The organism is Kineothrix sp. MSJ-39 (assembly GCF_018917935.1).
Taxonomy (GTDB): Bacteria; Bacillota; Clostridia; order Lachnospirales; family Lachnospiraceae; genus CAG-194.
The window spans coordinates 15,036-40,602 of record NZ_JAHLPN010000004.1; the positions used below are offsets into that span (position 1 = coordinate 15,036).

The 25,567-nt window shown below is 45.3% G+C and carries 25 protein-coding genes; 1 reads left to right on the top strand and 24 read right to left on the bottom strand.

Annotation, left to right across the window (positions count from 1 at the left end; translation table 11 throughout):
* Positions 1-62: 62 nt before the first annotated feature.
* The 4 genes from KQI22_RS04025 to KQI22_RS04040 are packed head-to-tail and all read right to left on the bottom strand — an operon-like array spanning position 63 to position 4,549.
* Positions 63-1,067, bottom strand: a complete 1,005-nt coding sequence (locus KQI22_RS04025) for an NAD(P)H-dependent glycerol-3-phosphate dehydrogenase (RefSeq protein WP_216550804.1) — start codon at positions 1,065-1,067, stop codon at positions 63-65.
* 3 nt (positions 1,068-1,070) lie between these two features.
* Positions 1,071-1,721: a glycerol-3-phosphate 1-O-acyltransferase PlsY gene (plsY, locus tag KQI22_RS04030; RefSeq protein WP_216550805.1), complete on the bottom strand. Its 651-nt coding sequence runs from the start codon at positions 1,719-1,721 to the stop codon at positions 1,071-1,073.
* A gap of 35 nt (positions 1,722-1,756) precedes the next feature.
* Complete coding sequence (gene der, locus KQI22_RS04035) at positions 1,757-3,097, bottom strand: ribosome biogenesis GTPase Der (RefSeq protein ID WP_216550806.1); 1,341 nt, start codon at positions 3,095-3,097, stop codon at positions 1,757-1,759.
* A gap of 27 nt (positions 3,098-3,124) precedes the next feature.
* Positions 3,125-4,549: a fibronectin type III domain-containing protein gene (locus KQI22_RS04040; RefSeq protein ID WP_216550807.1), complete on the bottom strand. Its 1,425-nt coding sequence runs from the start codon at positions 4,547-4,549 to the stop codon at positions 3,125-3,127.
* A gap of 198 nt (positions 4,550-4,747) precedes the next feature.
* Here KQI22_RS04040 and KQI22_RS04045 point away from each other — a divergent pair, with 198 nt between their 5' ends.
* Positions 4,748-5,935: a ribose-phosphate pyrophosphokinase gene (locus KQI22_RS04045; RefSeq protein ID WP_216550808.1), complete on the top strand. Its 1,188-nt coding sequence runs from the start codon at positions 4,748-4,750 to the stop codon at positions 5,933-5,935.
* 534 nt (positions 5,936-6,469) lie between these two features.
* On the opposite strand, the gene KQI22_RS04050 is transcribed toward KQI22_RS04045, so the two are convergent.
* The 20 genes from KQI22_RS04050 to KQI22_RS04145 all read right to left on the bottom strand — a co-directional run bounded on the left by KQI22_RS04050 (position 6,470) and on the right by KQI22_RS04145 (position 25,547).
* Positions 6,470-9,130, bottom strand: a complete 2,661-nt coding sequence (locus KQI22_RS04050) for a HAMP domain-containing sensor histidine kinase (protein ID WP_216550809.1) — start codon at positions 9,128-9,130, stop codon at positions 6,470-6,472.
* 48 nt (positions 9,131-9,178) lie between these two features.
* The gene (locus tag KQI22_RS04055) at positions 9,179-9,865 is read right to left on the bottom strand and encodes a response regulator transcription factor (RefSeq protein WP_216550810.1); all 687 of its coding nucleotides are present in this window, start codon (positions 9,863-9,865) and stop codon (positions 9,179-9,181) included.
* A gap of 152 nt (positions 9,866-10,017) precedes the next feature.
* A complete protein-coding gene (gene ptsP / locus KQI22_RS04060) occupies positions 10,018-11,631 on the bottom strand; it encodes a phosphoenolpyruvate--protein phosphotransferase (RefSeq protein ID WP_216550811.1) in 1,614 nt (537 codons plus the stop codon).
* Positions 11,632-11,663: 32 nt separating this feature from the next.
* Positions 11,664-11,921 (bottom strand): HPr family phosphocarrier protein, encoded by a 258-nt coding sequence (locus tag KQI22_RS04065; RefSeq protein WP_216550812.1) that lies wholly within the window; start codon positions 11,919-11,921, stop codon positions 11,664-11,666.
* A gap of 28 nt (positions 11,922-11,949) precedes the next feature.
* Positions 11,950-12,765, bottom strand: coding sequence for a Cof-type HAD-IIB family hydrolase (locus tag KQI22_RS04070; RefSeq protein WP_216550813.1), 816 nt, complete (start codon positions 12,763-12,765; stop codon positions 11,950-11,952).
* On the bottom strand, positions 12,755-13,048 hold the full coding sequence (locus KQI22_RS04075) for a hypothetical protein (RefSeq protein ID WP_216550814.1): 294 nt from the start codon (positions 13,046-13,048) through the stop codon (positions 12,755-12,757). The genes KQI22_RS04070 and KQI22_RS04075 overlap by 11 nt, the downstream gene beginning before the upstream one ends.
* Positions 13,049-13,202: 154 nt before the next feature.
* Entirely contained in the window at positions 13,203-14,036 is an 834-nt protein-coding gene (locus KQI22_RS04080; protein WP_216550815.1) for a PTS system mannose/fructose/sorbose family transporter subunit IID, read from the bottom strand.
* Positions 14,037-14,876 (bottom strand): PTS mannose/fructose/sorbose/N-acetylgalactosamine transporter subunit IIC, encoded by an 840-nt coding sequence (locus KQI22_RS04085; RefSeq protein WP_216550816.1) that lies wholly within the window; start codon positions 14,874-14,876, stop codon positions 14,037-14,039.
* Positions 14,877-14,898: 22 nt separating this feature from the next.
* Complete coding sequence (locus tag KQI22_RS04090) at positions 14,899-15,393, bottom strand: PTS system mannose/fructose/N-acetylgalactosamine-transporter subunit IIB (protein WP_216550817.1); 495 nt, start codon at positions 15,391-15,393, stop codon at positions 14,899-14,901.
* Between the two features lie 26 nt (positions 15,394-15,419).
* Positions 15,420-15,848, bottom strand: a complete 429-nt coding sequence (locus tag KQI22_RS04095; protein ID WP_216550818.1) for a PTS sugar transporter subunit IIA — start codon at positions 15,846-15,848, stop codon at positions 15,420-15,422.
* Between the two features lie 134 nt (positions 15,849-15,982).
* Entirely contained in the window at positions 15,983-17,335 is a 1,353-nt protein-coding gene (locus KQI22_RS04100; protein WP_216550819.1) for an ABC transporter substrate-binding protein, read from the bottom strand.
* A 9-nt stretch (positions 17,336-17,344) separates the two neighbouring features.
* On the bottom strand, positions 17,345-18,022 hold the full coding sequence (locus KQI22_RS04105) for a response regulator transcription factor (RefSeq protein WP_216550820.1): 678 nt from the start codon (positions 18,020-18,022) through the stop codon (positions 17,345-17,347).
* Positions 18,015-19,313 (bottom strand): sensor histidine kinase, encoded by a 1,299-nt coding sequence (locus tag KQI22_RS13790; RefSeq protein WP_253293503.1) that lies wholly within the window; start codon positions 19,311-19,313, stop codon positions 18,015-18,017. Before KQI22_RS13790 ends, KQI22_RS04105 begins: the two co-directional genes overlap by 8 nt.
* Positions 19,314-19,325: 12 nt before the next feature.
* Positions 19,326-20,291, bottom strand: coding sequence for a sugar ABC transporter substrate-binding protein (locus KQI22_RS04115; protein ID WP_216550821.1), 966 nt, complete (start codon positions 20,289-20,291; stop codon positions 19,326-19,328).
* On the bottom strand, positions 20,288-21,277 hold the full coding sequence (locus KQI22_RS04120) for a Gfo/Idh/MocA family protein (protein WP_216550822.1): 990 nt from the start codon (positions 21,275-21,277) through the stop codon (positions 20,288-20,290). Before KQI22_RS04120 ends, KQI22_RS04115 begins: the two co-directional genes overlap by 4 nt.
* Before the next feature lie 28 nt (positions 21,278-21,305).
* Positions 21,306-22,214: a peptidoglycan editing factor PgeF gene (gene pgeF / locus KQI22_RS04125; protein ID WP_216550823.1), complete on the bottom strand. Its 909-nt coding sequence runs from the start codon at positions 22,212-22,214 to the stop codon at positions 21,306-21,308.
* A gap of 133 nt (positions 22,215-22,347) precedes the next feature.
* Positions 22,348-22,704, bottom strand: a complete 357-nt coding sequence (locus tag KQI22_RS04130) for a YraN family protein (RefSeq protein WP_216550824.1) — start codon at positions 22,702-22,704, stop codon at positions 22,348-22,350.
* Between the two features lie 44 nt (positions 22,705-22,748).
* Positions 22,749-23,048, bottom strand: a complete 300-nt coding sequence (locus tag KQI22_RS04135; RefSeq protein ID WP_216550825.1) for an EscU/YscU/HrcU family type III secretion system export apparatus switch protein — start codon at positions 23,046-23,048, stop codon at positions 22,749-22,751.
* Position 23,049: 1 nt separating this feature from the next.
* A complete protein-coding gene (gene fliK, locus KQI22_RS04140; protein WP_216550826.1) occupies positions 23,050-24,789 on the bottom strand; it encodes a flagellar hook-length control protein FliK in 1,740 nt (579 codons plus the stop codon).
* Positions 24,786-25,547 (bottom strand): ribonuclease HII, encoded by a 762-nt coding sequence (locus KQI22_RS04145; RefSeq protein ID WP_216550827.1) that lies wholly within the window; start codon positions 25,545-25,547, stop codon positions 24,786-24,788. Before KQI22_RS04145 ends, fliK begins: the two co-directional genes overlap by 4 nt.
* Positions 25,548-25,567 lie beyond the last annotated feature (20 nt).

A 25,567-nucleotide genomic window follows, 5' to 3' on the forward strand; every position in this document is an offset into this window, starting at 1 on the left:
AGTAAATTTCAACACCCATTTTCAAATTATGTGCTATTATGCACGTATTCCGGCAAGATTCACTATTCCCACGCAAGCTCCGGCTTTTTATCGCGGAACATCAGATCTTTAACCGCATCCTTTGCAGGCTTGTTCTCAAACAGAATCTCATTGACCTCTTCAATGATCGGCATATCGATCTTGTACTTCTGTGCAAGTTCTTTGGCTGCCTTTGCGGAATAAACACCTTCCACAACCATCTTGACCTCAGCCATGGCTTCATCCATCGTCTTACCCTGTCCCATTAAAATACCGGCTCTTCTGTTGCGGGAATGCATGGAAGCACAGGTCACGATCAGATCACCGATTCCGGAAAGGCCTGTAAATGTCTCCGGCTTACCACCCATGGCTACACCTAAGCGTGAAATTTCCGCAATACCTCTGGTGATCAGGGCTGCTTTTGTGTTATCTCCGCAGCCGAGTCCGTCTGCGATACCGGCTGCCAGTGCCACGACATTTTTCAGAGCTGCACCAACCTCGATTCCCAGAATATCAGGGCTTGTATAAACACGGAAATAAGCATTGTTCATGAAAATATTCTGGATATATTCCGCTGTCTGTTTTGTTCTTGCACCGACTACGCAGGTCGTCGGCATATCCTTTCCGACTTCTTCCGCATGGGAAGGTCCGGATAATACAGCTACATCCGCCTGTGGGATCTCCTGCTCGATGATCTGGGATAAGGTCATTAACGTATGTTCTTCGATTCCTTTTGCTACATTGACAATAATCTGTCCTTCCGCCACATATTCACGCATTGATTTTGCCGTACTTCTTGTAAAAGAAGAAGGTACAGCCAGTACGAGCAGATCCTTTCCGTCGATTGCTTTCTTTAAATCTGTGGTAAACTCCATGCTTTCCGGCAGTTTTACGCCCGGCAGTTTATCTACGTGCTCATGCTTTTCCTGCAGCATTTTGACTTCCGCCTCTATAATAGACCATACGATCACGTCATGTCCGTTATTTGCAAGCAGTCTGGAAAGTGCTGTTCCCCAGCTTCCTGCACCGATCACACCAATTTTTGCCATCTTTTAATCCTCCCTGTTAGCCTTGAACAGATACGTCTTTCGTTCTGTTCCGGCAAATAATCTCTTTATATTTTCTTTATGTCTGGCAAATGCCATGACCATCAGGAACATGCCGACCGCATACATTTCCAGAAGTGCAGGCTGGCTCATTCCGAAATAACCCTTTTGTCCCAAAACGATCAGCTCCGTGATAAATCCGACATACACAGCCAATGAGCCGACCGATACATAATGTGTTGTAAAAAACAACAAACAGAAGATTGGAGCTGCCACAATCAGAAAAGGCCAGTGAAATGCCAGAATCAATCCTGCTGTTGCTGCAATTCCTTTTCCTCCCTTAAACTGCAGATAAAATGGGAAATTGTGTCCTAAAATAGCACCTGCAGCCGCATAGAGAGATAAAAGCGGCAATATATCCGGATATTTGTTTTTAAACAGGAGTCTGACCAGTTCTACCGCGAAAAAGCATTTAAACACATCGCCTAAAAATACGATCAGTCCGGCTTTCTTTCCAAGCACCCGGAGTGCATTTGTTGTACCCGCATTTCCACTTCCGTGCTCCCTGATATCAATATGGTTCATCTTTCCATAGATAAATGCCGTCTGGAACAGACCGAAGACATAACCGATCGCCAGACAAATAACTCGTTCCATTTTCTTACCCTCGCTTTTATCCTGTATTGTCTCTTTTATTGATCCTTCTCTTTTCGTTCCCGGATAATAAAATGCAGTGGTGTCCCTTTAAAACCAAAGGTATCTCTGATCTTATTTTCGATATATCTTGTATAAGAGAAATGCATCAGCTGTTTGTCATTGACAAATATCACAAAGGTAGGCGGTTTTACAGCTACCTGTGTGATATAGTACAGTCTGAGGCGCTTGCCCTTATCACTCGGTGGCTGCTGGAGTGCAACTGCTTCTGCCATGATCTCATTCAGCACACCCGTTGCGACACGCATGGACTGGTTCTGCTCTACCATGTCGATCAGTTCATACAGTTTTCCGATACGCTGTCCTGTCTTTGCTGAGATAAAGGTGATCTCCGCATATGGCATAAATGACAGGATCTGTCTGACCTTCTCTGTAAAGCGGTAGATTGTTTTATCGTCCTTTTCCAGTGCATCCCATTTATTGACCGCAATGATGATCCCCTTACCGCGTTCATGTGCGATTCCCGCGATCTTGGCATCCTGCTCCGTCACACCTTCCAGTGCATCGATCAGAAGGATCACAATATCCGCACGCTCCACGGCAGAAACCGTACGCACGATCATATACTGTTCCAGTTCTTCCTTGATCTTATTTTTACGGCGAAGTCCCGCTGTATCGATAAAGATATATTCTTTGCCGTTATAGGTCACTTCCGCATCGACTGCATCTCTTGTCGTACCGGCGATATCGGAAACGATCAGTCTGTTTTCCCCGAGCAGCTTATTGATCAGGGAGCTCTTTCCAACATTCGGCTTTCCGACGATCGCAATGCGGGGTCTTTCATCTTCTATCTCCTCAGCTGCATCATCCGGGAAATGCGATACGACTTCATCCAACACTTCACCGATGCCCTGTCTGTTTGCTGCAGAAATCGCCATTGGCTCTCCGATGCCCAGATTGTAAAATTCATACACATCAAGCATCATCTTTTCGTAGCTGTCTACCTTATTGACAACCAGAATGATCGGCTTCTTTGACCGTCTGAGCATGTCCGCCACCTTGGCATCTGCGTCTACCAGTCCCTGTTTGACATCTACCATAAATAAAATAACATCTGCCGTATCGATCGCAATCTGTGCCTGTTCACGCATCTGCGAAAGGATGATATCCTTGCTGTCCGGCTCTATACCGCCCGTATCGATCAGTGTAAAGCTGTAATTCAGCCATGTCACATCTGCATAGATTCGATCTCTTGTAATACCCGGCGTATCCTTTACAATAGAAATACGGGAACCCGCAAGGGCATTAAACAATGTGGATTTTCCGACATTCGGTCGTCCAACCACCGCAACGATCGGCTTTCTTTTTCTATTTTCCATATGCTCTCCTTTTTATCCAGTAAACAACTACTTCCTGATGCGGATCTTCTTAACGCTGCTCCACTTTGACCTAGAGGCGCCCTTCACAGCCCGCACTCTGACGTAATAGGTTTTATTTTTCTTCAGGCTTTTGACGGTTACAGACGTCTTCGATGCTTTTACCGTTTTTGTTTTGGTCGCCTTTGCGGTAAATTTTTTGCTTGTAGAATACTGTACCTGTATTGAAGTTGCCTTTGTATATTTCTTCCACTGCACGGACAGCTTACGTCCCTGCTTGTTGGTCAGCTTTTTCAAGACCGGTTTGGAAAGAGATACCTTTTCGGTATTATTTCCGTCCGGTTCCGTTGCACCGCGGCTTATGGTGACCGCATTCTCCCGGATATCCCCTGCGATCATCATTTCCGTATAGAAAAACTCATGTGACGTGTCAAGCGTCGGGCTGTCAACAGCAACAACCGCATATTCCTGCTTACTTCCTTTTTCTATGACACTCCCTCTGTAGGCATATTGATTGCCGTTTGTCGTGATATTTCCATCATATCTGTTACACTCCATCGGAACCGTGCTATCGATCAGCTTCCATTCTGTTCCTGTTTTCTTATAAATTCTGTAGCTTCTCGTGCTTTTCGTATGCGTCCATTTCAGATATGCCCTGCCAAGCTCGTCAACCGTACCTGTTGTATTCAGCTTTTCCGGCTTTTTTACCAGATCCATTACGATAGAATATGGATATAGTCCCGATGTATCCGACTGTACACTCAGGTAATAAACACCCTTTTGCAATGTAAAGTAGGAATACTGACTGTTAAATGTCCCGGACATGTTTTTGCCGATCTGCGTGGTCAACTGTGCATCCGCATAAAGCCTGGATATAAAACCTGCGCCCGGATTCCGCAGCAGCACCATGCTTTCCTGTGGTACCGTGATCTTATAATAACATTTGATCCCCATGGTATCTGACAGTGTTTCGGAATATGTCTGAAGCGGTACCATCTCTGTTGCTGTAGATACGGAAATATTGGAAGGGAAACTTTTATCCCCCAGCACAGCGGTAAAGGTATAGTCGATCGGCTTCGGATCATCGTCACAATCCGTCCAGTATACAACTGCCGCGTATCTTCCCTGTGGCAGAACCACATCCAGATATCCCTGTCCGCTTTGCAGCACTTTATCTCCAGCGTTCCGGTCCACCAGCTTAAGCACCAGATGATCCGAACTTACCGTATCCCGGCTCAGTCGCAGAACAACTTCCCCTGCTTTTGACAGATCAAAATAATAGTAAATATTATTGCCATATGTCGTTGTACCTTTATATTCCGTTCCGTCAAGCTTTACGGTTCCGCCGTTTGTGTCCGCATAAGCATCCACGGCTCCAAAGCAAAGTAATATACCGATCACAAGCAGAACTGCCTTGCATCTGCATAGCCATTTATCTATCTTTCTATTCCTCATGATCCCTCTCCATTTTCATGTTTCTGTCAATGACAGGCATTTTTCTCCATATTGATTTATATTACAATATTCAGGGGGAGTTGTAAAGTGGTCAGCCCCTGTCCCGCATGCCATGCCCTGTATTTTAGCTTGTCTTTCCCTGTTATGTATGCTATAAATAAGAATGGATTTTAACTGCACATATCTTAGGAGGGAATCATGCCAAACTTAGTCGAACTCGAATCCGCAATGCCGGTTGCTCCGCTGAAGCTTTTAGCACTTGACAGCTGTAAGGAGCTCGGTAACCGTGTCAACGAATATCTTGTGGATTTTCGCAAAAATGTACATAATGATATCAAACAGGATCCCGCATTCCGCGGCTATTCCGAAGAAAATTATCTGATCGACGCTGCCTGCCCGCGTTTCGGAAGCGGCGAAGGCAAGGGTATCTTATCCGAATCCGTCAGAGGTAAGGATGTCTTTTTAATGGTCGATGTGTGTAACCACAGTCTGACCTATACAGTCAACGGTTATGAGAATCACAAATCTCCGGATGACCATTACCAGGATTTAAAGAGAATGATCGCTGCTATCGCAGGAAAAGCACACAGGATCAATGTTATCATGCCTTTCTTATATGAAGGCAGACAGCATAAAAGAAGCGGTCGTGAGTCGCTTGACTGTGCTTATGCACTCAAAGAGCTGAGTGAAATGGGTGTTTCCAACTTCATTACGTTTGATGCCCATGATCCGCGTGTCCAGAATGCTACGCCACTGAAGGGCTTTGATAACTTTACACCGCCGTATCAGTTCATCCGTTCTCTGCTCCGTTACGAAAAGGATCTGATCATCGACAAGGATCATATGATCGTGATCAGTCCGGATGAAGGTGCTCTTGACAGAGCAGTTTACTTCTCTTCCGTGCTCGGTGTCGATACAGGTATGTTCTACAAACGTCGTGATTACTCCAGAGTTGTAAACGGCAAGAATCCTATTGTTGCACATGAATTTTTAGGAGACAATATCGAAGGAAAGGATGTAATCATCATTGATGATATGATCGCATCCGGCGGTAGTATGATCGATACAGCCAAGCAGCTAAAAGCCATGAAGGCAAAGCGTGTATTTGTCTGCTGTACTTTCGGTCTTTTCACGGAAGGTCTTGCTGCTTTTGATGAGGCTTATGCGAACGGTGTATTTGACCGTGTTGTATGCACCAACCTGACATATCTTCCACCGGAAATTTTAGAGCGTGACTATTTTGTCACTGCAGATATGAGCAAGTTCCTTGCCAGTATCATTGATTTTATGAATCATGATATTTCCATGGGAAATGTACTGACACCGACGGAGAAGATCCATGAGGTACTTGCGAAGTACAATGCACGGGAAGATGTGCTGATCTAAATTTGAGTTTTATATATAATCCCCGCGATGGCAGACAGACGCAATCACGTTTGACTCCCCTGCGATTTGCTCGAAGCACATATTGCACGCGCTCCGGCCACCAAAAAGCATGGTGGTCTCTCCGCGTGGCAAGTGCTTCGCAAATCTCAGTCGTCTACACTATCGATTGCTTACTGTCTGCCACCGCGGGGATTTTTACATCTTAACACTTGTATCATAGATCCGCACATCAGTAAAAAGCCTTTGATCCCAGAACAGATTTCTATTCTATTTCTGAATCGTTATGAAAGAATATAAAAACGGCTCCTGCGTGATAGGGGATGCGATTAGCTGCGTATGCGTCTTTCTACTTGGCTAAGTACTGACAAGATATATGGTGCCACGACAAGGATGTCGTGGCAGCGAACCTGAGACATGGATGTCGAATGTTCGCGTGCCATATAGATTGACAGTACGTGCCCTAGTAGAAAAGCATATGCAGCGTGCATACCCTTATCATGCAGGAGCCGTTTTCTTTCATAATTTCTTGCTCTGTTAATGCATATTATCCGTATACGCCGGGAAATCGATACTGACCTTGAACAGATCCCCGTCCAGATAGATCTCGAACTCTCCGCCCTGCGCTTTCACAAGATTCTTCGCAATGGAAAGTCCCAGTCCGCTTCCTTCCGTGCTGCGGCTGACATCCCCTCTGATGAAACGCTCTGTCAGTTCATCCGCCGCAATATTCAGCGGCTGTGCAGAAATATTTTTGACCGTAATTTCTATCATGCTCTGCTCTGATTCCTGATCTGCAACTGTCTTCACGATGCGGTTGACATCACAGTACACTCTCGTTCCCTGCATCGCATATTTATAGATATTTCCGAACAGGTTATTAAGGACACGCCATGTTCTGTCGGAATCTGCCCAGATCAGGTAAGGTGCCTCTCCATCCTTCGGCTCCACATCTGCCACGATCTGCAGTCCTTTTTCTTTCCATTTGTCCTCATATTCTCCGATTGCCTGCGTAAACAGTTCGGAAACATTAAGCTGACCCATTTTTAAAGTAATATTACCGGAACTGATCTTGCTTGCTTCTACCAGATCCAATGTCAGCCGCTTCAGGCGCTGTGACTTTTCATCCAGTATCCTGATATATTCCTGTGCCTTTTCATTTTGGATATCTTCCCGTTTTAAAAGATCCACATAATTGATAATAGAGGTCAGTGGTGTCTTGATATCATGGGACACATTCGTGATCAGATCCGCCTTCAGTCTTTCGTCCTTCATACTGATCGTCACGGCATTTTGTACAGCATTTCCGATCTGGTTGACAGCCTCTGCCATTACCTTATTTTCACCATATATTTTTTCTGTATCGATCTGATATGTGAGGTCGCCTTCAGAGATCCTTGTAATACCTTCCACGATCTTCTCCCGTGTCCGATTGCTGTAATAAATATACAGCCCATACAGTATGATAACGATCAGATCAAGGAAAATCGCTATACCGATCACACCGACACCTGCAAAAAACAGGTTTACCAGAAACAGTCCCAAAAGTCCGCCATATACCGGTACAAAACTGCGGATGGCAAGTGATCTGTGGTTGAGTACAGATTGAATGCCTCTGCCGATCACATGGAGGCACTTTTTGCACACCAGTTTCAAACCATGTAACAGCCTGTAGCAGATACTGTTCTTCCAGAATGTACCAGCCTTGATCCTTCTGACCAGAGAGCCCGTGTAGGCAAGCAGCATCAGATATAACAGGAAGAATGTAAGGAGCAGAATACCGCAGAATACCTTTGCACCAATCTGTCCGCTGTAAGTGTTATAGCCATTGTCGCCCAGACTTGCCGCAATCTCCACGCCAAACCAGCCAACAAGAAAGGCACTGCCGATCGCAATAGCCGCTGCCAGTTCCGTATACCAGGTGTCAAAATAACGAAGCTGCTCTTTTTCCCGCTTTGGCTGCATAATGATAAATGCAATATATCCTGCCAGTGCAAACAATGCCAATATACCTGCGATCACAAGCAGCATCATAAATCCCATCAGCGGCATTTTGTTTTTCAGCATCGTATAACTTTTCGCTGCCTGCGCATAGGCATCATCCGGATTCCATTTGCCAAGCAGCTTTGTGTTTGCAGTCTTATCTGCCTGTGTACGCACACAGATATACAGCTTACCGCCTTCCGGGAAACTGTAACGGTAAGAATGGAGCAGGCTCTTATACGGCACTTCATTCCCTGCTTTTACTCCATCACATACAAGCTCATCGGTCTGATAATCGTAGCACATATAAACACCGCATTCCTGCATGGCAGCAATGAGCGCATTTGTATCCTTGCTGCGGTCCAGATTGGTATACTGCACCTTACCCGACGGATCCACCATCAGATATTTTAAATTCATGTCATCCTTGAGCACCTGCTTATAGCTGTTGTAAACCGTATAATTGGTCGCAAGATCACATGCTGCCTGCTGCACTGCCTGTTCTACATTTGCATAAGTCATCCCATCGGGAAGTGTCAGATCATACAGACTGTCCATATTGACCGGTTTGTATTCCTCGATCAGTCTGGTCTCTTCCTGTTCTGCAGTGTCTGGCTGCAGTGCCGCCTCATCCGATGCTGCCTCTTCTGTTTCATCTGTTGTGTAGGCAGTGTTTGCTTCTGTCCTGTATCCGCCTTCTGCCGTCTCGTCCGCGGTTTCTGCTACGATCATATAAGAAGCAGTCTCTTCATCCCCTTCTGTCGTGTCCATACTTTCATCCGATATACTTTCTGTAGAACCGTATGATTCATAACAAAATCCTTCCTCACTTCTCCACCAGGCGATCAGATCTCCTATCTTATAAATGAGTTTGGGTAATTCCACCGTCGGCTTGTCAGTTCTTTTCCGGTTGTCATAGGCAAATATGTCAATTTCCTTATCGGAATCGTACTTTCCGTCCTTTTCCATCTGGGAGCTGACAGCCATATATTCCGAAAGCTGTGACAGATCTACATGCAGAAAATCATAAAATGTACTTGTCTGTTCAAAATTTTCTTCCTCAGAAAACGGATCCAGCGTATAATAGCTGCCCTGTCTGTTTACCACATTCATGGAATATCCCAAAAATGCCAGCACAAAAGCCATTCCCATGGCACATATCTGGGAAAACGCACCGGCGATCAGCCGCCCGTTTCCCTTTAACCAGTTTTTCATTTTCCTACCTCTTTCGCAGAATTTCTTCTGCTGCTTCATTTTTATCTGTTACTTTTCGATTTTATAGCCTACGCCCCATACAACTTTCAGGTAACGAGGCTCCTTTGGATTGATCTCTATTTTTTCACGAATGTGACGAATATGTACCGCTACTGTATTTTCCGCGCCATAAGCTTCCTCATTCCAGATACTTTCGTAGATCTGCTGCGTCGAAAATACCCTGCCCGGATTCTGTACTAAAAGAAGCAGGATCTGATATTCGATCGGTGTCAGTTTGACCTGTTCTCCGTCCACTGTAACGATCTTTGCCTCATCATCGATCTCCAGCGAACCGACTACATAATTCTTTTTGGTGCCTGCGCAGCTTCCCAGCATTGTATAGCGTCTCAGACTGGATTTCACACGTGCCACAAGCTCCAGTGGGTTAAAAGGCTTTGTGATATAATCATCCGCCCCCACATTCAGGCCCAATATTTTATCTACATCCTCCGATTTTGCCGACAATACTAAAATCGGAATCGCGGAAAAGCTGCGGATCTTGATCATGGCATGGATCCCATCCATTTCAGGCATCATGATATCGATGAGCAGAAGCTGGATATCTTCTTTTTGCAGTACTTCGATCGCCTCTCTCCCGTTGTATGCTTTAAAAATCTGATAACCCTCCTGTGACAGATAAATACTGATCGCCTCCACGATCTCTTTATCATCGTCACATACCAGAATATTTGCCATTTCTTTCACCTCCTGAAAGTATCATATAAAAAGAATCTTAATACCGGGGTAGGAAAAGTATTAAGATTCCATTAAAATTCTATCTTATATATAAAAATATCTTGCAACAACTATACCATTGTTGCAAGACATTTACAATAAATCTTTTTGAATTATTCTGCATCCCTGATCGCTTTTCGAACAGGCAGGATACACCCCGGAGAAACACTCAGTTCATCAATTCCCATCTTGATGAAAATATTTGTCAGGAAAGTGTCTGCACCAAGCTCACCGCAGATGCCTGCCCAGATGCCAGCCTTGTGGGCATTGTCTATTACCATCTGGATCTCTTTTAAAACTGCCGGATGGTGCGCATCATAAAACGGATCCAGCTTTGCGTTCTGCCGGTCGATCGCCAGCGTATACTGCGTCAGATCATTTGTACCAATACTGAAGAAGTCTACTTCTTTAGCCAGATTTTCACTTTCAAATACTGCTGCCGGTGTTTCGATCATAATGCCTTCTTCCACATCACCGATCTGAATGCCTTCTGCCAGAAGCTCATTCTTTACTTTTGCGGAGATTTCTTTGATCTTTAAAACCTCATCTACGGAAATGATCATCGGATACATGATCGCCAAATTTCCAAAAGCACTTGCCCTGAAAAGCGCGCGAAGCTGTGTTTTAAAAATTTCCGGTCTTGTCAGGCAGATACGGATCGCCCGATAGCCAAGTGCCGGATTATCCTCTTTATCCAGATCAAAATAATCTACCTGTTTATCAGCCCCTATATCAAGAGTCCTGATGATCACCTTCTTGCTGCCCATCGTTTCCACGACCTTCTTATACGCCTGAAACTGTTCTTCTTCTGTCGGATAATTGTCTGCCTCCAGATACAAGAATTCACTTCTGAACAATCCGATACCGCCTGCATCATTATCAAGGACAGAAACAAGGTCTGACGGGTTTCCGATATTGGCGTACAGGTTTATCTTTTTCCCGGATTTTGTAACATTTTCTTTTCCCTTCAGCATTTGTAAAAGCTTCTTCTGTTCTTCATCCTGCAGCTTTTTCTTAAAGTATTCTTCCAGAACCGGCATTTCCGGATCTACAATGAATTTTCCTTCATATCCATCCACAATGCCATTCTTTCCATCCCATTCTTCGCTGATCTGTACACCGACCAGTGCAGGGATTCCCATTGTTCTGGCAAGAATGGCTGTATGGGAATTGGCGGATCCCAGTCTTGTCACAAAGGCAAGCAGTTTGCTTTTATCCATCTGCACCGTTTCACTCGGTGCCAGATCATCCGCTACAATGATCACCGGTTCATCACCGATCTCGCTGCTTCCGTCATTGCCACACAAAATAGTCAGGATACGGTTGGTAATGTCTTTGATATCTACAGCACGTGCCTTAAAGTATTCATCATCCATACCGGCAAACATTTCTGCAAAGTTATCACCTGTTGTTGCGATCGCATACTCTGCATTGACATGCTGTGCTCTTATGATATTTTCTATGGAATCCTTATAGTCATCATCATCAAGCATCATGGCCTGTACATTGAAAATTTCCGCATTCGCTTCTCCGACCTCTGCCACAGCCTTATCATAAAGTGCGCCAAGCTGCTGCTCTGCCTTTTCCTTTGCCTCCATATATCGTGCAAGTTCGGCTTCCGCATCCTCGATCTTTGTTCTTACAATGACATTTTCCGTTTTTTTATAAAAATGGATCTTGCCGATGGCAACCCCATTAAAAACTTTTTTTCCCGCCTTTGTTTCCATACCGTTTCTCCTTCTTTTCAACCTGACAGCTTTTAAAGATTTGCTTTAAAAAATGCTTCCAGCTCACCTGCTGTTGCTTCTTCGTTTTCACCCTCTACTGTAACAGTAATGGTCTCGTTCTTTAAAATACAAAGTGCCATCAATGCCATCAGTTTTTTTGCCTCTGCGCTTTTCTCCCCTTTGTGGATCAGAATAGTATCTGTATACTTCTTCGCTTCCTTTACCAGAAGTCCCGCCGGTCTTGCATGTAAGCCTACCGGATCTGTAATTGTGTATTCAAATGATTTCATTTTCGTTTCCTCCTATTATTCTGTATGATCATGCTAACACATAACGGCAGATAGCTTTGGCTACGCCGTCTTCTTCATTTGTATCTGTTACCGCATCTGCTATTTTTTTGATCTTTTCTGTGGCATTTCCCATTGCAACCCCAAATCCTGCGGTTTCAAGCATTTCTATATCAAGCTCCTGATCGCCGATCGCAAGTGTCCGCTCCGGATCTATCTGGAGCTTATCACAGATCGTCAGAAGTGCCCTTCCCTTGTTTGCACCTTTTGGCAGGATTTCCAGATATTCCGCATCGGAACGTGCAAAATCCAGCATTGCATACTGCGGATCTTCCAGTTCTTTTCTGATCTTATCGATGGTCTGTGCATCTGTTCCAAACAAAAGCTTGTTCGGTCCTGTTTTTTCTTGTTCAAATCGCTGCCTGAGCTTATAAAAATCTACTGTCTGTGACTGAAAGCTGATCAGACCGCATTCCCGTCTTGTATAAGCATCCTCTCTTGACACATACCAGTTATTTCCCTTGTATGCCCACAGAGGAACATTATATTTATCCGCCAGCCTTTCCAGTATCTCTGTCATTCTGTAAGGTGGCATCGTATCATCACAAATGCATCTGCCATTCATCGTAATATAAGTCCCCGCCATGCTCCCTTCAATGCAGGAGAATCCGATCTGTTCCTCTACGATCCTGATCGCATGTGGCATTCTGCCTGATAAAAGAGCAATGTGGATTCCTTCCCTTCTGGCTCTGTAAAGTGCTTCCTTGGCACCGGGTGATACCTTCTTCCTACTGTCAAGCAATGTACCATCCAGATCCAGACAGATGAGTTCATATTTATTTGCCATAGCCCTCACTCTCTATTACCTGTAATATCTTATTGACATTGTTCTTTCCGTTTTTAATACCGAGATTCAGTACTGCTGCGCCCAGAAAGCCAAGTATCAGGAGAATGATGCCTGTGATCTTCATCAAAAGAGGCTGCGTCTGATTGACAAATCCCAGATACGTTACCGCAGCACCTATAGCAGATAATCCAAGTGCCATATTCTTCCAATGTCCGATCGTGCGGATTGCCTTAAGCTGTGCATCGGCTTCTTGCGTCAGAAATTTCTTTTTTTCACCAGTCATTGTTTTTCTCCTTTTCCTATTCTTTTCTGTGGTTGTACCGAATGGCGGCTGACCATCCGGATTCTGTCATGTATCCGGATACATGTTGCAGCCCCGCTCATCTGCGAAGCAGATTTGCATGAGCGAGGTTCCAACGAAGGTCTGAATACAGTATTTAGTAAGCGAGTCCCGGATTGAAGAATCCAATTACAACACCGACAAACGCGATTACTACCAAAAGTAACATAACTTTAACCGGTGACATTTTCTTCTTTGCCATCAGATACCAGCAAAGCATAACAAATGCTGCGGTCAGAGAACCGGGCAGGACTTCATTTAACTTATCCTGCAATACCAGATAAGCTTCTCCTGCATCGTTATACAGCTTGAAAGAGGTCGTCACACTGACCCATGTCGCTGCTACTGCTCCGATGACAATACCACCGAGTACGGATACGGATTCACGAATTGCTTCTCCCTGCGGTCCAACCAGAAATTCAACTGCTTTTCCACCAAGCTGATATCCTTTGAAGTATAAGAATTTCATACCGAAATATGCGAACAAGTTCCACGCGATGATGTAAAAAATAGCTCCGATCGGAGAACCACCGGTTGACATACCGAGTGCAATACCAAGTAAGATTGGGATCACCGTTCCGACTACGAGCGAATCACCGATTCCTGCCACAGGTCCCATCAGGCCGGCTCTCAGACCATTGATCGTTTCCTCGTCCACACCATCTTCTCCGTTTGCTCTTGCTTCCTCAAGACCTGCTGTAATACCGACTACGACAGATCCTAACTGCGGCTCTGTATTAAAGAAGGCTGTATAGGTGTTCACCGCTTCTGCTTTTTTATCTTCATCATCATAAAGTTCTTCTATCAGCGGAAGCATTGCGCAAAGGTAACCGAATGTCTGCATATGCTCCTGCGAGAAGCATGTTAAATGTCCATAATACCAGTTATGGAAAGATTTTAATAATGTCTTTTTTGATAATTTCTTTGCCATTTAAATATCCTCCTCGTCATCATCATATGTACCGGCTGCTGCTGGCTTTGCTACAGATAACATTTTGATCTTGTAGAAAATGATTGCAAACATACCTGCCACGATCGTTGCACCTACTAGATTGACTCCCATGGTTCCTGCCAAAACAAAGCCAAAGAAGAAAGGAACAAAGTCTGCTGCTTTTTTTACGATCTGCTTTAACAGGATCGCAATACCGACACAAGGAAGAAGTGCACCTACTGTAAATAAAGTCTTCATGGCAAGACCATCCATCGGAAGTGCTGTTTTGATCAGTTCTACAACATTTGCACCCAGCTTACACATAATCAGCGTCGGGATGAAAGAACAGATCAGGTGGGAAATCCATGGAAGACCCATGTCTACCAGATAAAGCTTTTTATACTCTCTCTTTTCTACTGCCTTCCAGCCGATATGCTGCCATAACAGGTTGATCGTAGCTGTTCCGTAGAACAGTACTGTACCAAGTGTACCAACCATGGCACCAAAGCTTGTTGCAAGTGCTGTACCCTGTGCACTGTCTGCCTCCAGACCATAGCTTTTCAGTGCTACCATAGCAAGCGGAATACCGATATAGCTGACTGCACGTACATCGGCTGAAACAGTTCCGCCCGGTGTAACAAGCGCAATATAGATAAGCTGCATCGCACAGCCTACAATAATACCTGTTGGGATATCCCCTAAAATAATACCGCACACAAGACCACCTACAAGAGGTCTTCCCAGTGTATAGTTACCAACTGAAGATCCGCCCATACCCGGCATACTTGATAAACATGCAAACAGGGCTAAAAGAGCGGCCTGAATCCAACTGATCGTCATAATTATTTCCTCCTAAGCCAAATTAATGAAATCCGAACTGTCCTCTGAATTTTGTCCAGTTACCGATTGCTTCCTCTTTTAATAACGCAAACTCCACAGAATATCCTGCATTCTGGATATTTTCAAGTGCCTGTGCTTCTTCCTGTGTAATGGACTGGTTATTACCAAGCTTTGTAGCACCCGGTCTGTCATTACATGGTCCGATGATCACAGTCTTGATCCCCGGCTGAAAGCCCTGCTGTACCAGAATTTTTTCCATATCAATCGGATTTTTGGTAATCAGGAAATAGTTGTCCTTGCTGGCAAGTACCTTTTCGCATTTGGCTGCAAATTCATCCAGTGACCATACAAATGTTTTCTTTCCACTGGCACTCTTATAAGCTGCCTTTAATACCGGATTTGCTGCTGCCGCATTATTGACTGCGATCAGTCCGTCGCAAGGGTACTCAAGTGCCCATCTTGTACATGTCTGTCCGTGGATCATACGATCATCTACTCTGATAAATGAAACTGCCATATTATTCTCTCCTTTACTTTGTGTTCTTAAATGTCATCATCGTTTTCAAGTGCATCGATCCGAAACTCTCCGATTCCGTCCTGTGCTTCGGAAATCAATGTGTCTTTTAATTCCTCGGTTGAAAGGTCATCCTTCATCATAGCTGCTGTCAGTACCATCGGAAGATTCATTCCGCTGAACATAGTCGCCTGTGAAAGCAGTCCCTCCTGTGCAAGTACATTTGCACTGACTGTAAGTGGGGATCCTCCAAGCAGATCCGCAAACAATAGGATTTCATCCTCTTTTCCCACAACAGAAACCAGCTTTCTGAAGTTCTCCGCGAACTGATCCGCTCCCATTCCGTTTTCAAGACTTGTGGAGAGGATATCCTCCCTGCTTTCCCCTGCCAGCATACCGAGCGCATTATGAAGTCCCGGTGCAAACATACCATGACTGACCAATACTACATATTTCATTTTTGCTCCCTCCTTTGTTTTTTATTTTCTAAACAAAGTATAAAAAAAAGACGACACATACGCACCTTGCATGTGTCATCTCTTCTTTCAGATTTTTGTCATAATACCATTGTGACAAATGTCATATTATTCTGTTATTCACTGTAATACTGCATATTTTTCAAGTATTTGTTGATCTCCCTGTTTTTTACGATCAGATCCATACTGATGTTTTTATTGTCATCCATTACTGACTGTACAGCCCTGTCTACCTGCTCCAGTGCCGTATCATAGCCACTGAATGTGGGAGGTGCCACTGCATGCTCCAGTACATCATGCAAAATCTTTGTGCTCATATTGACATGCTCTCCGCTGTCCTTCTCCAGCACAAGCTCTGTCTCATCTGATTCCGTTACCCGCTTCAGCACAGAAACGCCCTCCGAATAATCAAAAATTTCCGCCTGTATCCGGGCATCACCGGAAAGGAGCTTTATAAAATCCCATGCCAGCTTTTCCTGTGTCGTTTCTGCGTTCATACCGACTAACAATGTATCAAGTTCCGAACAGTTATCTCCGGAAGGTCCTGCCGGCATTTCCACACAGTCCCATTCAAATCCAGCATATTTTTTGATGCTGAGCGGATATGATTTATAAGCCCGGTATTCCGAAAAGGACATTGGCATAAATGCAACCTTTCCGTTATCAAACTCCTTAGCGGTCACATCATAGCCACTGACAAGACTGTTCAGACGTTCCAGAAACTGAATAGATGCCACCACCTTCTCATCATTCAGATAACATTTTTTCCCATCTGTATCAAACAATGCAACACCATTTTCTGCAAAAGCATCTTTCCATGTATACCCGGTTACACCAAACTGATCGATCGTTCCATTTCCGTCTGTATCCTTAGTGACAAGCTGGCAGATCCGGTAAAAGTCTTCCCATGTCCAGTTTTCCTCCGGCATGTCGATACCTTCCCGGTCCAGAATCGTCTTATTGACAAACATAAGCTTCGGTGCACATTCATAAGGCATGGCATATTGCGTTCCCATGTATTGTCCCGCATAAAGTGCAGGTTCATAATAATCATCCAGCAAAAGAGACGGATCCTTTTCGATATAGGTATCCAGCTTTTTCAATGCTCCTATCTGCGACAGATCTCCAAGGTCACTGCCCAGCACAAAAAAAACATCCGGTGCTGTTTTCGCAAGCAGCTGCTGTGACAGCCACTCCGAATAATCACTCTTCATAATACCACTCACATAATTCACTTTAATGTCAGCATGTGCTGCTTCAAACTGCCTGATCGCATCATCTATAATCTGATACGCATAGCCGTTCTGGACACCCCAGTAGCTGTCGGAAAACAAGCCCACCGTAAGTGTTCTGTCTGTTTTATGAGTTATTCTTTTTAGTTGTCCTGTGCTAACCATTCCAAGTATGGCAAAAAGCAGGATGACTATGATCAGTTTCCCTGTTTTTCGTTTGTTGTCTGTTTTCTTCATTCGCTTCTCTCACATTTTATCTTTCAGGTCATGGTATACTGCGCCTGTCTGAACAGCCCAGATCGCCAGCTGTGTACGATCTCTTAATCCCAGTTTACTCAATATGATACTCAGACTGTTTCTGACTGTCCCCTCTGAAAGGTTCAGTTTTGTTGCAATCTCTTTATTGGAAAGTCCGCTTCCCACCTGTACAATGATCTGCCATTCATTTTCTTTCAGACTGTTTGACTGCAACTCATCTACCTGTATCGTCAGATTGCTCTGTGCCATTTTGGAAAACAGCTTCACAACCTTGGATGCTATATCCCCGTTGATCATGGCATTTCCCTGATATACCTTACGGATCGCATCCGACAGTTCCTGCATGGATGCCCCTTTGAGCATATAGCCGCTTGCACCGTATTTGAGTGCATTAAACACATATTCATCATCATCAAAGGTTGTCACAATGATGATCTTGATATCGGGATAGTTTTCTTTAATGATCTGTGTACAGACAACCCCATCCATCTCCGGCATACGGATATCCATCAAAATAATATCCGGTCTGTTTTTACGCACCGAACGGACCACCTCTAGTCCATTTGCCACTGCATCCGTCACTTCGAAATCTGCCTCATTATTCAAAATGATCTGTAAACTCTGACGGATCAGTTCCTGATCATCTGCTATCAGTATTTTAATCATCTGCCTTCTCCTCTCCCCATCTGATCGGTATCTGTGCCTCGATCGTAAAACCGTTTTCTCCATGATAGGAAAGCTGTCCGCCGAGCAGCTGCAGCCGTTCCTGCATATGATGCAGTCCAAATCCTTTCTGTACATCCTGACAGCCGATCCCATTATCCATGGTGCTGATTGTCAGAAGATTGTACTCCCGTCCGATCCGGATCCTGATCTCTGTTGCTTTCCCATGCCTTATACTGTTTGTCATGCTTTCCTGCACGATACGATAAATGGTGTCCTCTTCATCCTGTGTAAACCCGTTCAGCCCGGTATCGCAGTCAAACGAAATGACCGCACCTGTTGTTTTTTCCGTTTCGGTGATCATCTGCACAAGTGCATCCTTAAGCATCGTCTTTTCCAGTGCATCCGGGCGGAGTGCATTGATCGATCTTCTGACATCCTTCATTCCGTTTCTTGCAACATCCGCTATCACAGAAAGCTGTGCCTTGGCAGCAGCCGGATCAATGTCCAGCAACATCATACAGGCATCCAGCCCCGTAATAATACCGGTCAGTGCATGCCCAAGTGTATCATGGATTTCCCTTGCCAGCCGGTTCCGTTCCTTTGTCTGTGTTGCAGCTTCCAGTTCTCTTGCCTGTATCAGAAGCTGTTCGTTTTTTTGTGCCAGTTCTTCATTCAGGCTTAAGATTCTCTTTTTCTCACTCATCTGATTTAATATCATTTCAACCATATAATAAATGAATACAAACAGATTCAGTGCATTTAAAAAAGTCAGGACTGCAGACAATAAAACAACTGCCTGATGATCATAATACATCCACATGGTTTTCAGCGAAACGATCGGATATATCACAGAGATCAAATTTGCATCCACCAGCAGATAGATCGCACAGATCGCAGTAATAGCAAACACCCTTCGCCGCATATTTTGTATATATTGCATGCCATCCGCCATGATCAGCAGCATAACACCCGCATACCCAAAATGCACTGCATTACATATGGAAATCCCCACCAAAATCTCCAATACAATTTTGCATGCCAGCTGCCAGCCATTTCTGCTGCGAAAGGACAACAGCAGCAACAGGCAAATATAATAACCGATTCCCAGTACAAATGTATCCGTATAGCTTAGCGGCAGCTTACCCGCACTGTTTAAAAAGCTCTGTGCATTCTGATCCCGGATGATCCCCTTCACACTGCACATTGTCACAATCCCAATATAAACAAGTATCAGCAGGTTTAATTGCTTCATAAAAGCAAACTGATATTTTGGAGTTTGATTTTCTTCCATGCCATGCTCCTTTTACTGCCAGCGTTCAATGCCATAATTATCAACATTTTCCTTTGTTACAAGCTCCACCGGAATATAGGTATAAGCATCTACCTCTTTTCCATCCAGAAGCATATAGATTTGTTCTGCCGCAGCCTTCCCGATCTTCGACGGGAACTGCGCTGCAGTAGCCCGCATCATCCCCTCCTTGATCAGTGCCTTTGAATCCGGTGAAGCATCTACACCATATACGCCTACCCTGTCAAGCACGCCCGCTTCGTCCAGTGCTGCCACAACACCTACACTGGAAAGATCATTCAGGCAAAAAACATTGTCAAATGCAATTCCCTTTTTCAAAAGCTCCTGCATCTTCGGAAGCGCGATCTCCTGCTGCCCCTCACATTCAATCTGCTCAACGATCTCTATTCCCTCACATTCCCGGACTGCATCCAGAAAACCTTCCATACGATCTCTGCCTGATTTTGTACTCTGATGTTCCATCAGAACAACCTTTGCCTCTTTTGTCTGCGATGCAAAATATTCTCCCACCTGTCTGCCGGCTGCATAATTATCGGAAGTGATCGTGCAATCCACCAACGTTTCATCTTTGACATTGGAATCCACCACAACAATATAAACACCCTTTTCCTTTGCCTTTGTCAGAACATCTGTCAGACTTTCCCAGTCTACCGGCGTCAGCACAAGCACATCAATCCCCATGGAAAGCATATCATTGATCTGCTCGATCTGCCGCTCCACACTCAGTGCCGGATCCCGGAGCACCCATTGATCCCCTTCCGCTTCCACTCTCTGGATGATCTCCTCACTCACGATATTATAAAATTCATTATTCATCGTCATGTAACTGGCTCCGATCATGTGCTGCTTATCCGCATCCAAAAGTCCCACGTCATATTTCTTCAGGATAACACCCAGACAACCAAACACAAAGATCCATAAAAGAATGGTTCCAATTACGAGAAATTTCTTTTTGCTCATATGCCTTCTTCCTCTGGATATGTAAAATTCCATTCTCTTCTGCATGCGGTCATAAGCTCCATGACATCCTTTGTATACTCCAGATACAGTTCTTCCTGTTTATCCGCATGTGAAGCTATGGCATTTTCCATATCTGTAAGCTCATATAAAAGTGCGTCTTCTCTTCTGCCAGCCTGTACGAGCTCTGTTTTCCCACTTTCTGTATATGTGATCCGCGCTTCACACGCTCTCGGATATTCCATAATTTCAATATAGCCCTTTTCACACGAGATCATACCGCGTTTCGGCTGTTTGGAATGCAAAGAAAGCATGATTGTCGCCATCTGCCCTTCCGCATTCATCAGAAGCAGTCCCGCCTGTTCATCCACACCGGTTGGTGCCATTTTCACAATGGACTTTACCTGATCTGGCTTTGATGCCATAAACCATCTGCAAAGAGAAAGTGCATATACACCAATATCCAGCATTGCTCCACCGGCAAGATTCTTGTTAAAAAAACGGTTATTCATATCATACTCTTTAAAGCTGCCAAAATTAACCGTCATCAGATTAACTGCACCAAGCTTGCCGGACTGCAGGATTTCATGAAGCCTGCGATAGATCGGCATATGAAAGATCGTCATAGCTTCCGCCACGATCACACCCTTTTCTTTTGCCAATGAAAGCGCCTCCGACAGTTCCCCGCTGTTTAATGTGACCGCCTTTTCCACAAGCACATGCTTTCCGTTTGCGATTGCCTGCTTCATAAAGGAAATATGTGTATTATGCGGCGTTGTGATATAAATGGCATCCACTTCCGGATCCGTGAACATTTCATTGTACTGTGCATATACTTTTTTAATGCCGTATTTTTCTGCAAACAGAACTGCTTTTTCCCTTGTCCTGTTTCCTACCGCATAGATATATCTTCCCTGTTTCTGCAATGCCGCTGCCATTTCGTTTGCGATCACACCGCAGCCTAATACCGCCCAGTTTATCTCTCTCATTTTTATCACCTACTGCTTTCTTATTTTGTCATTCCTCTGTCCTATTTTCTTTCAGACATAAAAATGCCCCAAGATTACCGCGTTTTCCGTTTGTTTTTCTGTGTGAGAACAGATATGCCGGATTATGCGCCGTGCAGACATTGGTCACTTCCAGATGCTCCGGCACAATACCTGCATCTGTAAGCCACAGCTGATTGGCAAGCCACAGATCCAGCTGATATTTTCCTTCTGCCTTCTGCTCCGGCTTCTGATATAGGAGTTTTTCTGCGCTGGGCATTTTCGCAAATGCGTTTTGAAATTCTTCTGCCACATCACTGCTGACCTCGTAGCAGTCCTGACAGATGGATGGGCCGATCGCCGCATGGATATCTGCCGGATCACAGCCAAATTCCGTATGCATCCGCTCTACCATCTTTTTACCCATACCTGCCACGGTTCCGCGCCAGCCCGAATGCGCCAGTCCGATCACTTCTCTGACCGGATCCACAAAATAAAGCGGTACGCAATCCGCATAAAAGGTAGCCAGTGCTAACCCTTTCTCTTTCGTGATCAGTCCGTCAATATCCGTGTAATCCCGTTGTCTGTCGATTCCCTTTCCGGCGTCTTCCTTTGTGACGATCCTGATATTCGTCGTATGTGTCTGGTCGGAGCAGACGATCCAGTCTCTTGTAATACCCAGTACCTCTGCCACTCTGTCATAGTTTTGCAGGACACAGTCTTTATCATCCCCGCGCGTAAAGCTCAGGTTCAGGCTTTCAAAGATCCCGCTGCTTGTCCCGCCTGTCCGCGTTGTGAACAGATGCCTGACGCATCCTGTATTCGTCAGTACCGGAAATGTCAGGTATTCCATTTCCCAGCCATCCGGGCTGTTATATTTGTTTTGTACAGGTACATTTTCTGTATCCCTTGTCTTTGCTACACGCTGTAAATCGTACATACAGTCCTCTATTCTTACTATTTGATCATTTTGGTTTCTTGCTTTCCGCCTGTTTTCCAGTTTACGTCCTTTATATTATTTGTACTAAAATACCGCATCTGCTCATGATTTCCAAGTGACTTTTGTCACAGATTTACCAAATCCGATGCAGAAATGCATTTCTGATCCAGGTAATCTCATTCCCCAGAATGGCGATCACATCATATCTGACCGGCTGCTGCTCCGGTATATGATACTGGTTCAGATAAAATAATGCCACCCTGCAGATCTGCCTCTGTTTTGCCACACTCACCGCTTCCTGCGGCAGTCCGTTTCCGGCATTTGCCCGGTACTTGACTTCAAAGAAAACAAGCGTGCCTTTCTCATAGCCAACTATATCGATTTCTCCCTGTCTGACTCTATAGTTAAGCGTCTGAATGCGCACGCCTCTTTTTTCCAGATATGCTTTTGCAGCCTGTTCATGGGCTGCTCCTTTTCTTCTTTTATTCATAGGATGTCCGCTCCAGACACATCCTGATCTCCCTAAACTTATCCCTATTTTTTCTTGTTCGCCTGTTCCATCTTTGCACGGATGCGATCCATCTGATCCACAAATACAAGGATCTCCGCTACCACTTCGTACAGCTCCGGCGGAATCAGCTCTCCGATCTCCAGCCTTGACAATGTATCTGCCAGCTTACTGTCCTTATGCACCGGAACCTTTGCCTGTTTTGCTTCCTCTATGATCTTTTCCGCAAGTGCACCCTTACCGGTCGCAACAACCTTTGGCGCATCATCGTCCGGATCATAAGAAAGTGCGATCGCCTGTTTTGGTTTCTGCTCTTTTCCTGCCATATCAAGCCCTCACATCAAATGAATACTGATTGATACATACGTTTTCTTCTTCCTGATCTTTGCGCATTTCTTCCGTTACCTTGGAAGGCGTATCCTTCTGTGATACCTCGGTCTGCATCTGATAGCCTTTCTGCTCCAATCGTTCATTCAGCAGATGGATATGCGCCTGTATAAAATCGATCATGGCATCGTCCTGTAAGTAAAAATGTGTATTCACCTTCTGGTTCTGCATGGCAACATACACATCCACAGGTCCTAAATGCTCCATATCCAGATGCAAGAAAGCACTGATACTGTCCTCTTTGGTCAGTCCCTTTTTATTGGCATACACATACAGATCCCCTGTTGTCTCCTGCCCTGCCATACGAAGCGGAAGCTGCACATATTGCATCGTCTGGGAAAGCTGGTGTAAAAAATCCAGATTTTCCCTTAGCTGGTTTGTCTGGGTAAAAAGCTGCGTCTGCGCTTTTCCCGCTTCCGATACTGTCTGCGCCAGACGCGACACCTGCTCCCGCAGCTTTGTAAAAAACTGCTCTACTTCTTCCTTATCTGCCACCATTTCCGGTTTGAGCAGAAAGTTCTCTTTCATCTGCTCCGTCAAAAGGTTACGAAATTCTTTTGAAGAAAACAGGCGCAAAAGCTGTCTGGTATCTCCCTTTGTAAACAGATCGCTTTTCATCAGTTCTGCCAGAGAATCTACGCCCGGCTGCACAGTGTTTTCCGCTGTTTCCGAAAGCACAGCCTGCCCGTCTGCTCCCTGATTGTCCGAACCGGATACTTGCAACTGCCTGTTGTCTGATCCTGCATTCACCTGCCTGCCAGCAGTCTCTGTCTGCATTTGTCCGTCAAATGCAAGCCGCGCATCTACGCCATTTTCTGCTGCCTGACCGCCTGCTATTTTGGTTGTCGCCGGATCTCCCGTCGCATCAGTCTGTCCTGCGCTATTTTCTGCTACCGCCTGCTGATTTTCGTCTGCAGGCTGCACATCCCCCGGTACTTCCTCCCCAAGTGCGCCAGCCTGTCCTGCCTCCGTCTGACTGCTTTCTCCAAGCAAAAGTACCAGTTCCTTCATAAAGGAAGCTGCCTCCTGCGGAGACTGCGCCGCCATATCCGTAAATTCCGCAAACAGGCTGTCTGTCAGTGCATTTGCCGCCTGTGCAAGCTGACCGTTTGCATTTTGCAGGTTCTGAAACTGCGCCGCAGTCAGATCATTGACCGGAATCTGCAGCCGATTCATCAGCACAATATTTTCTCCCGTTGTCTGCGGATGATCCAGCACCTGTCGGTACATCTGCCAGAGCGAGTTTTTATCGACCGACATGCCTTCCCGCATCATGGAATCTACCATGGAGAGGGAATCCGCCGTCTGGGCGATCCCAGCCTGCTCCAATGCTTTTCCGAGCACCTGTGTCTGGGCACTGTTTTGGAAAAGTGCCTGCAATGTGATCTGTTTATCTGAGATCCCACTGACAGCAAACGTCACCGACTGCCCGGGCTGTAGGCTCATCCCCTCCTGCAGCTTTGCGGTCAATACCTCCGATGGCAGCTTCACATAGACAGTATCTCCCTCTACTTTCATCACCTGTCCGCTGATGGCAGAGCCGACTGTCAGCCTGCCCGTCTGTGCCCCTTCTGACGCCCTGCTGCTTTTGTCCGCATATCCTGCAGATGCAGAAGAAGAAAGCCCCGACAATGTATTTTGTGTATTCCGTTGCCATAATCCAGCTAAGTCAAAACTCATTCTTTTACCTTAAAATGTGTAATAAATGATCTGCGATGGATCGGACTTGCCCCATAGGCAGCAAGCGCCTCGATATGTTCCGCACTGCCATAGCCCTTGTTTGCCGCAAAGTGATACTGTGGCATTGCCTTGTCATACTCCATCATCAGTCTGTCCCTTGTTACTTTTGCAATGATGCTTGCCGCTGCAATGGAAACGCTTTTCGCATCTCCCTTTACGATCGGAACCTGCTGCATGGGAAGCCCGGGGATCCGCACCGCATCATTTAATAATATATCGGGACAAACAGACAGTTTATTAACCGCCTGCCGCATTGCCTCGTAGGTCGCCTGCAGGATATTGATCTCATCGATCCGCTGCGGTGTTGCATAGCCGACACCGACCGCCACTGCCTTCTCCATGATCTCATCATACAGCAGATCTCTCTTTTTGGCAGAAAGCTGTTTGCTGTCATTTAAGTACAGGATCTCACAATCCTTCGGTAAAATGACCGCTGCAGCCACAACCGGTCCTGCAAGTGGGCCTCTGCCCGCCTCATCGATCCCACAGATCGCCTGACAGTCCTTGTACTGCTCCTCATACCGGTGCATGACCTTGAGCCTTTCCCGTTCTTTCGCCAATGCCTCCAGACGCTTCTGCGCCCTTTGCACGAGCTGCTGTACACCGCTTCTTTCATCCCTTTCAAATCTTGCTATAAAATCAGGCAGCATCTGATCCTCTGCTGCCTGTAATAACTCTCTGATCTCTCCGATTTTCATCTGTCTGTCCTCTCTGCTAA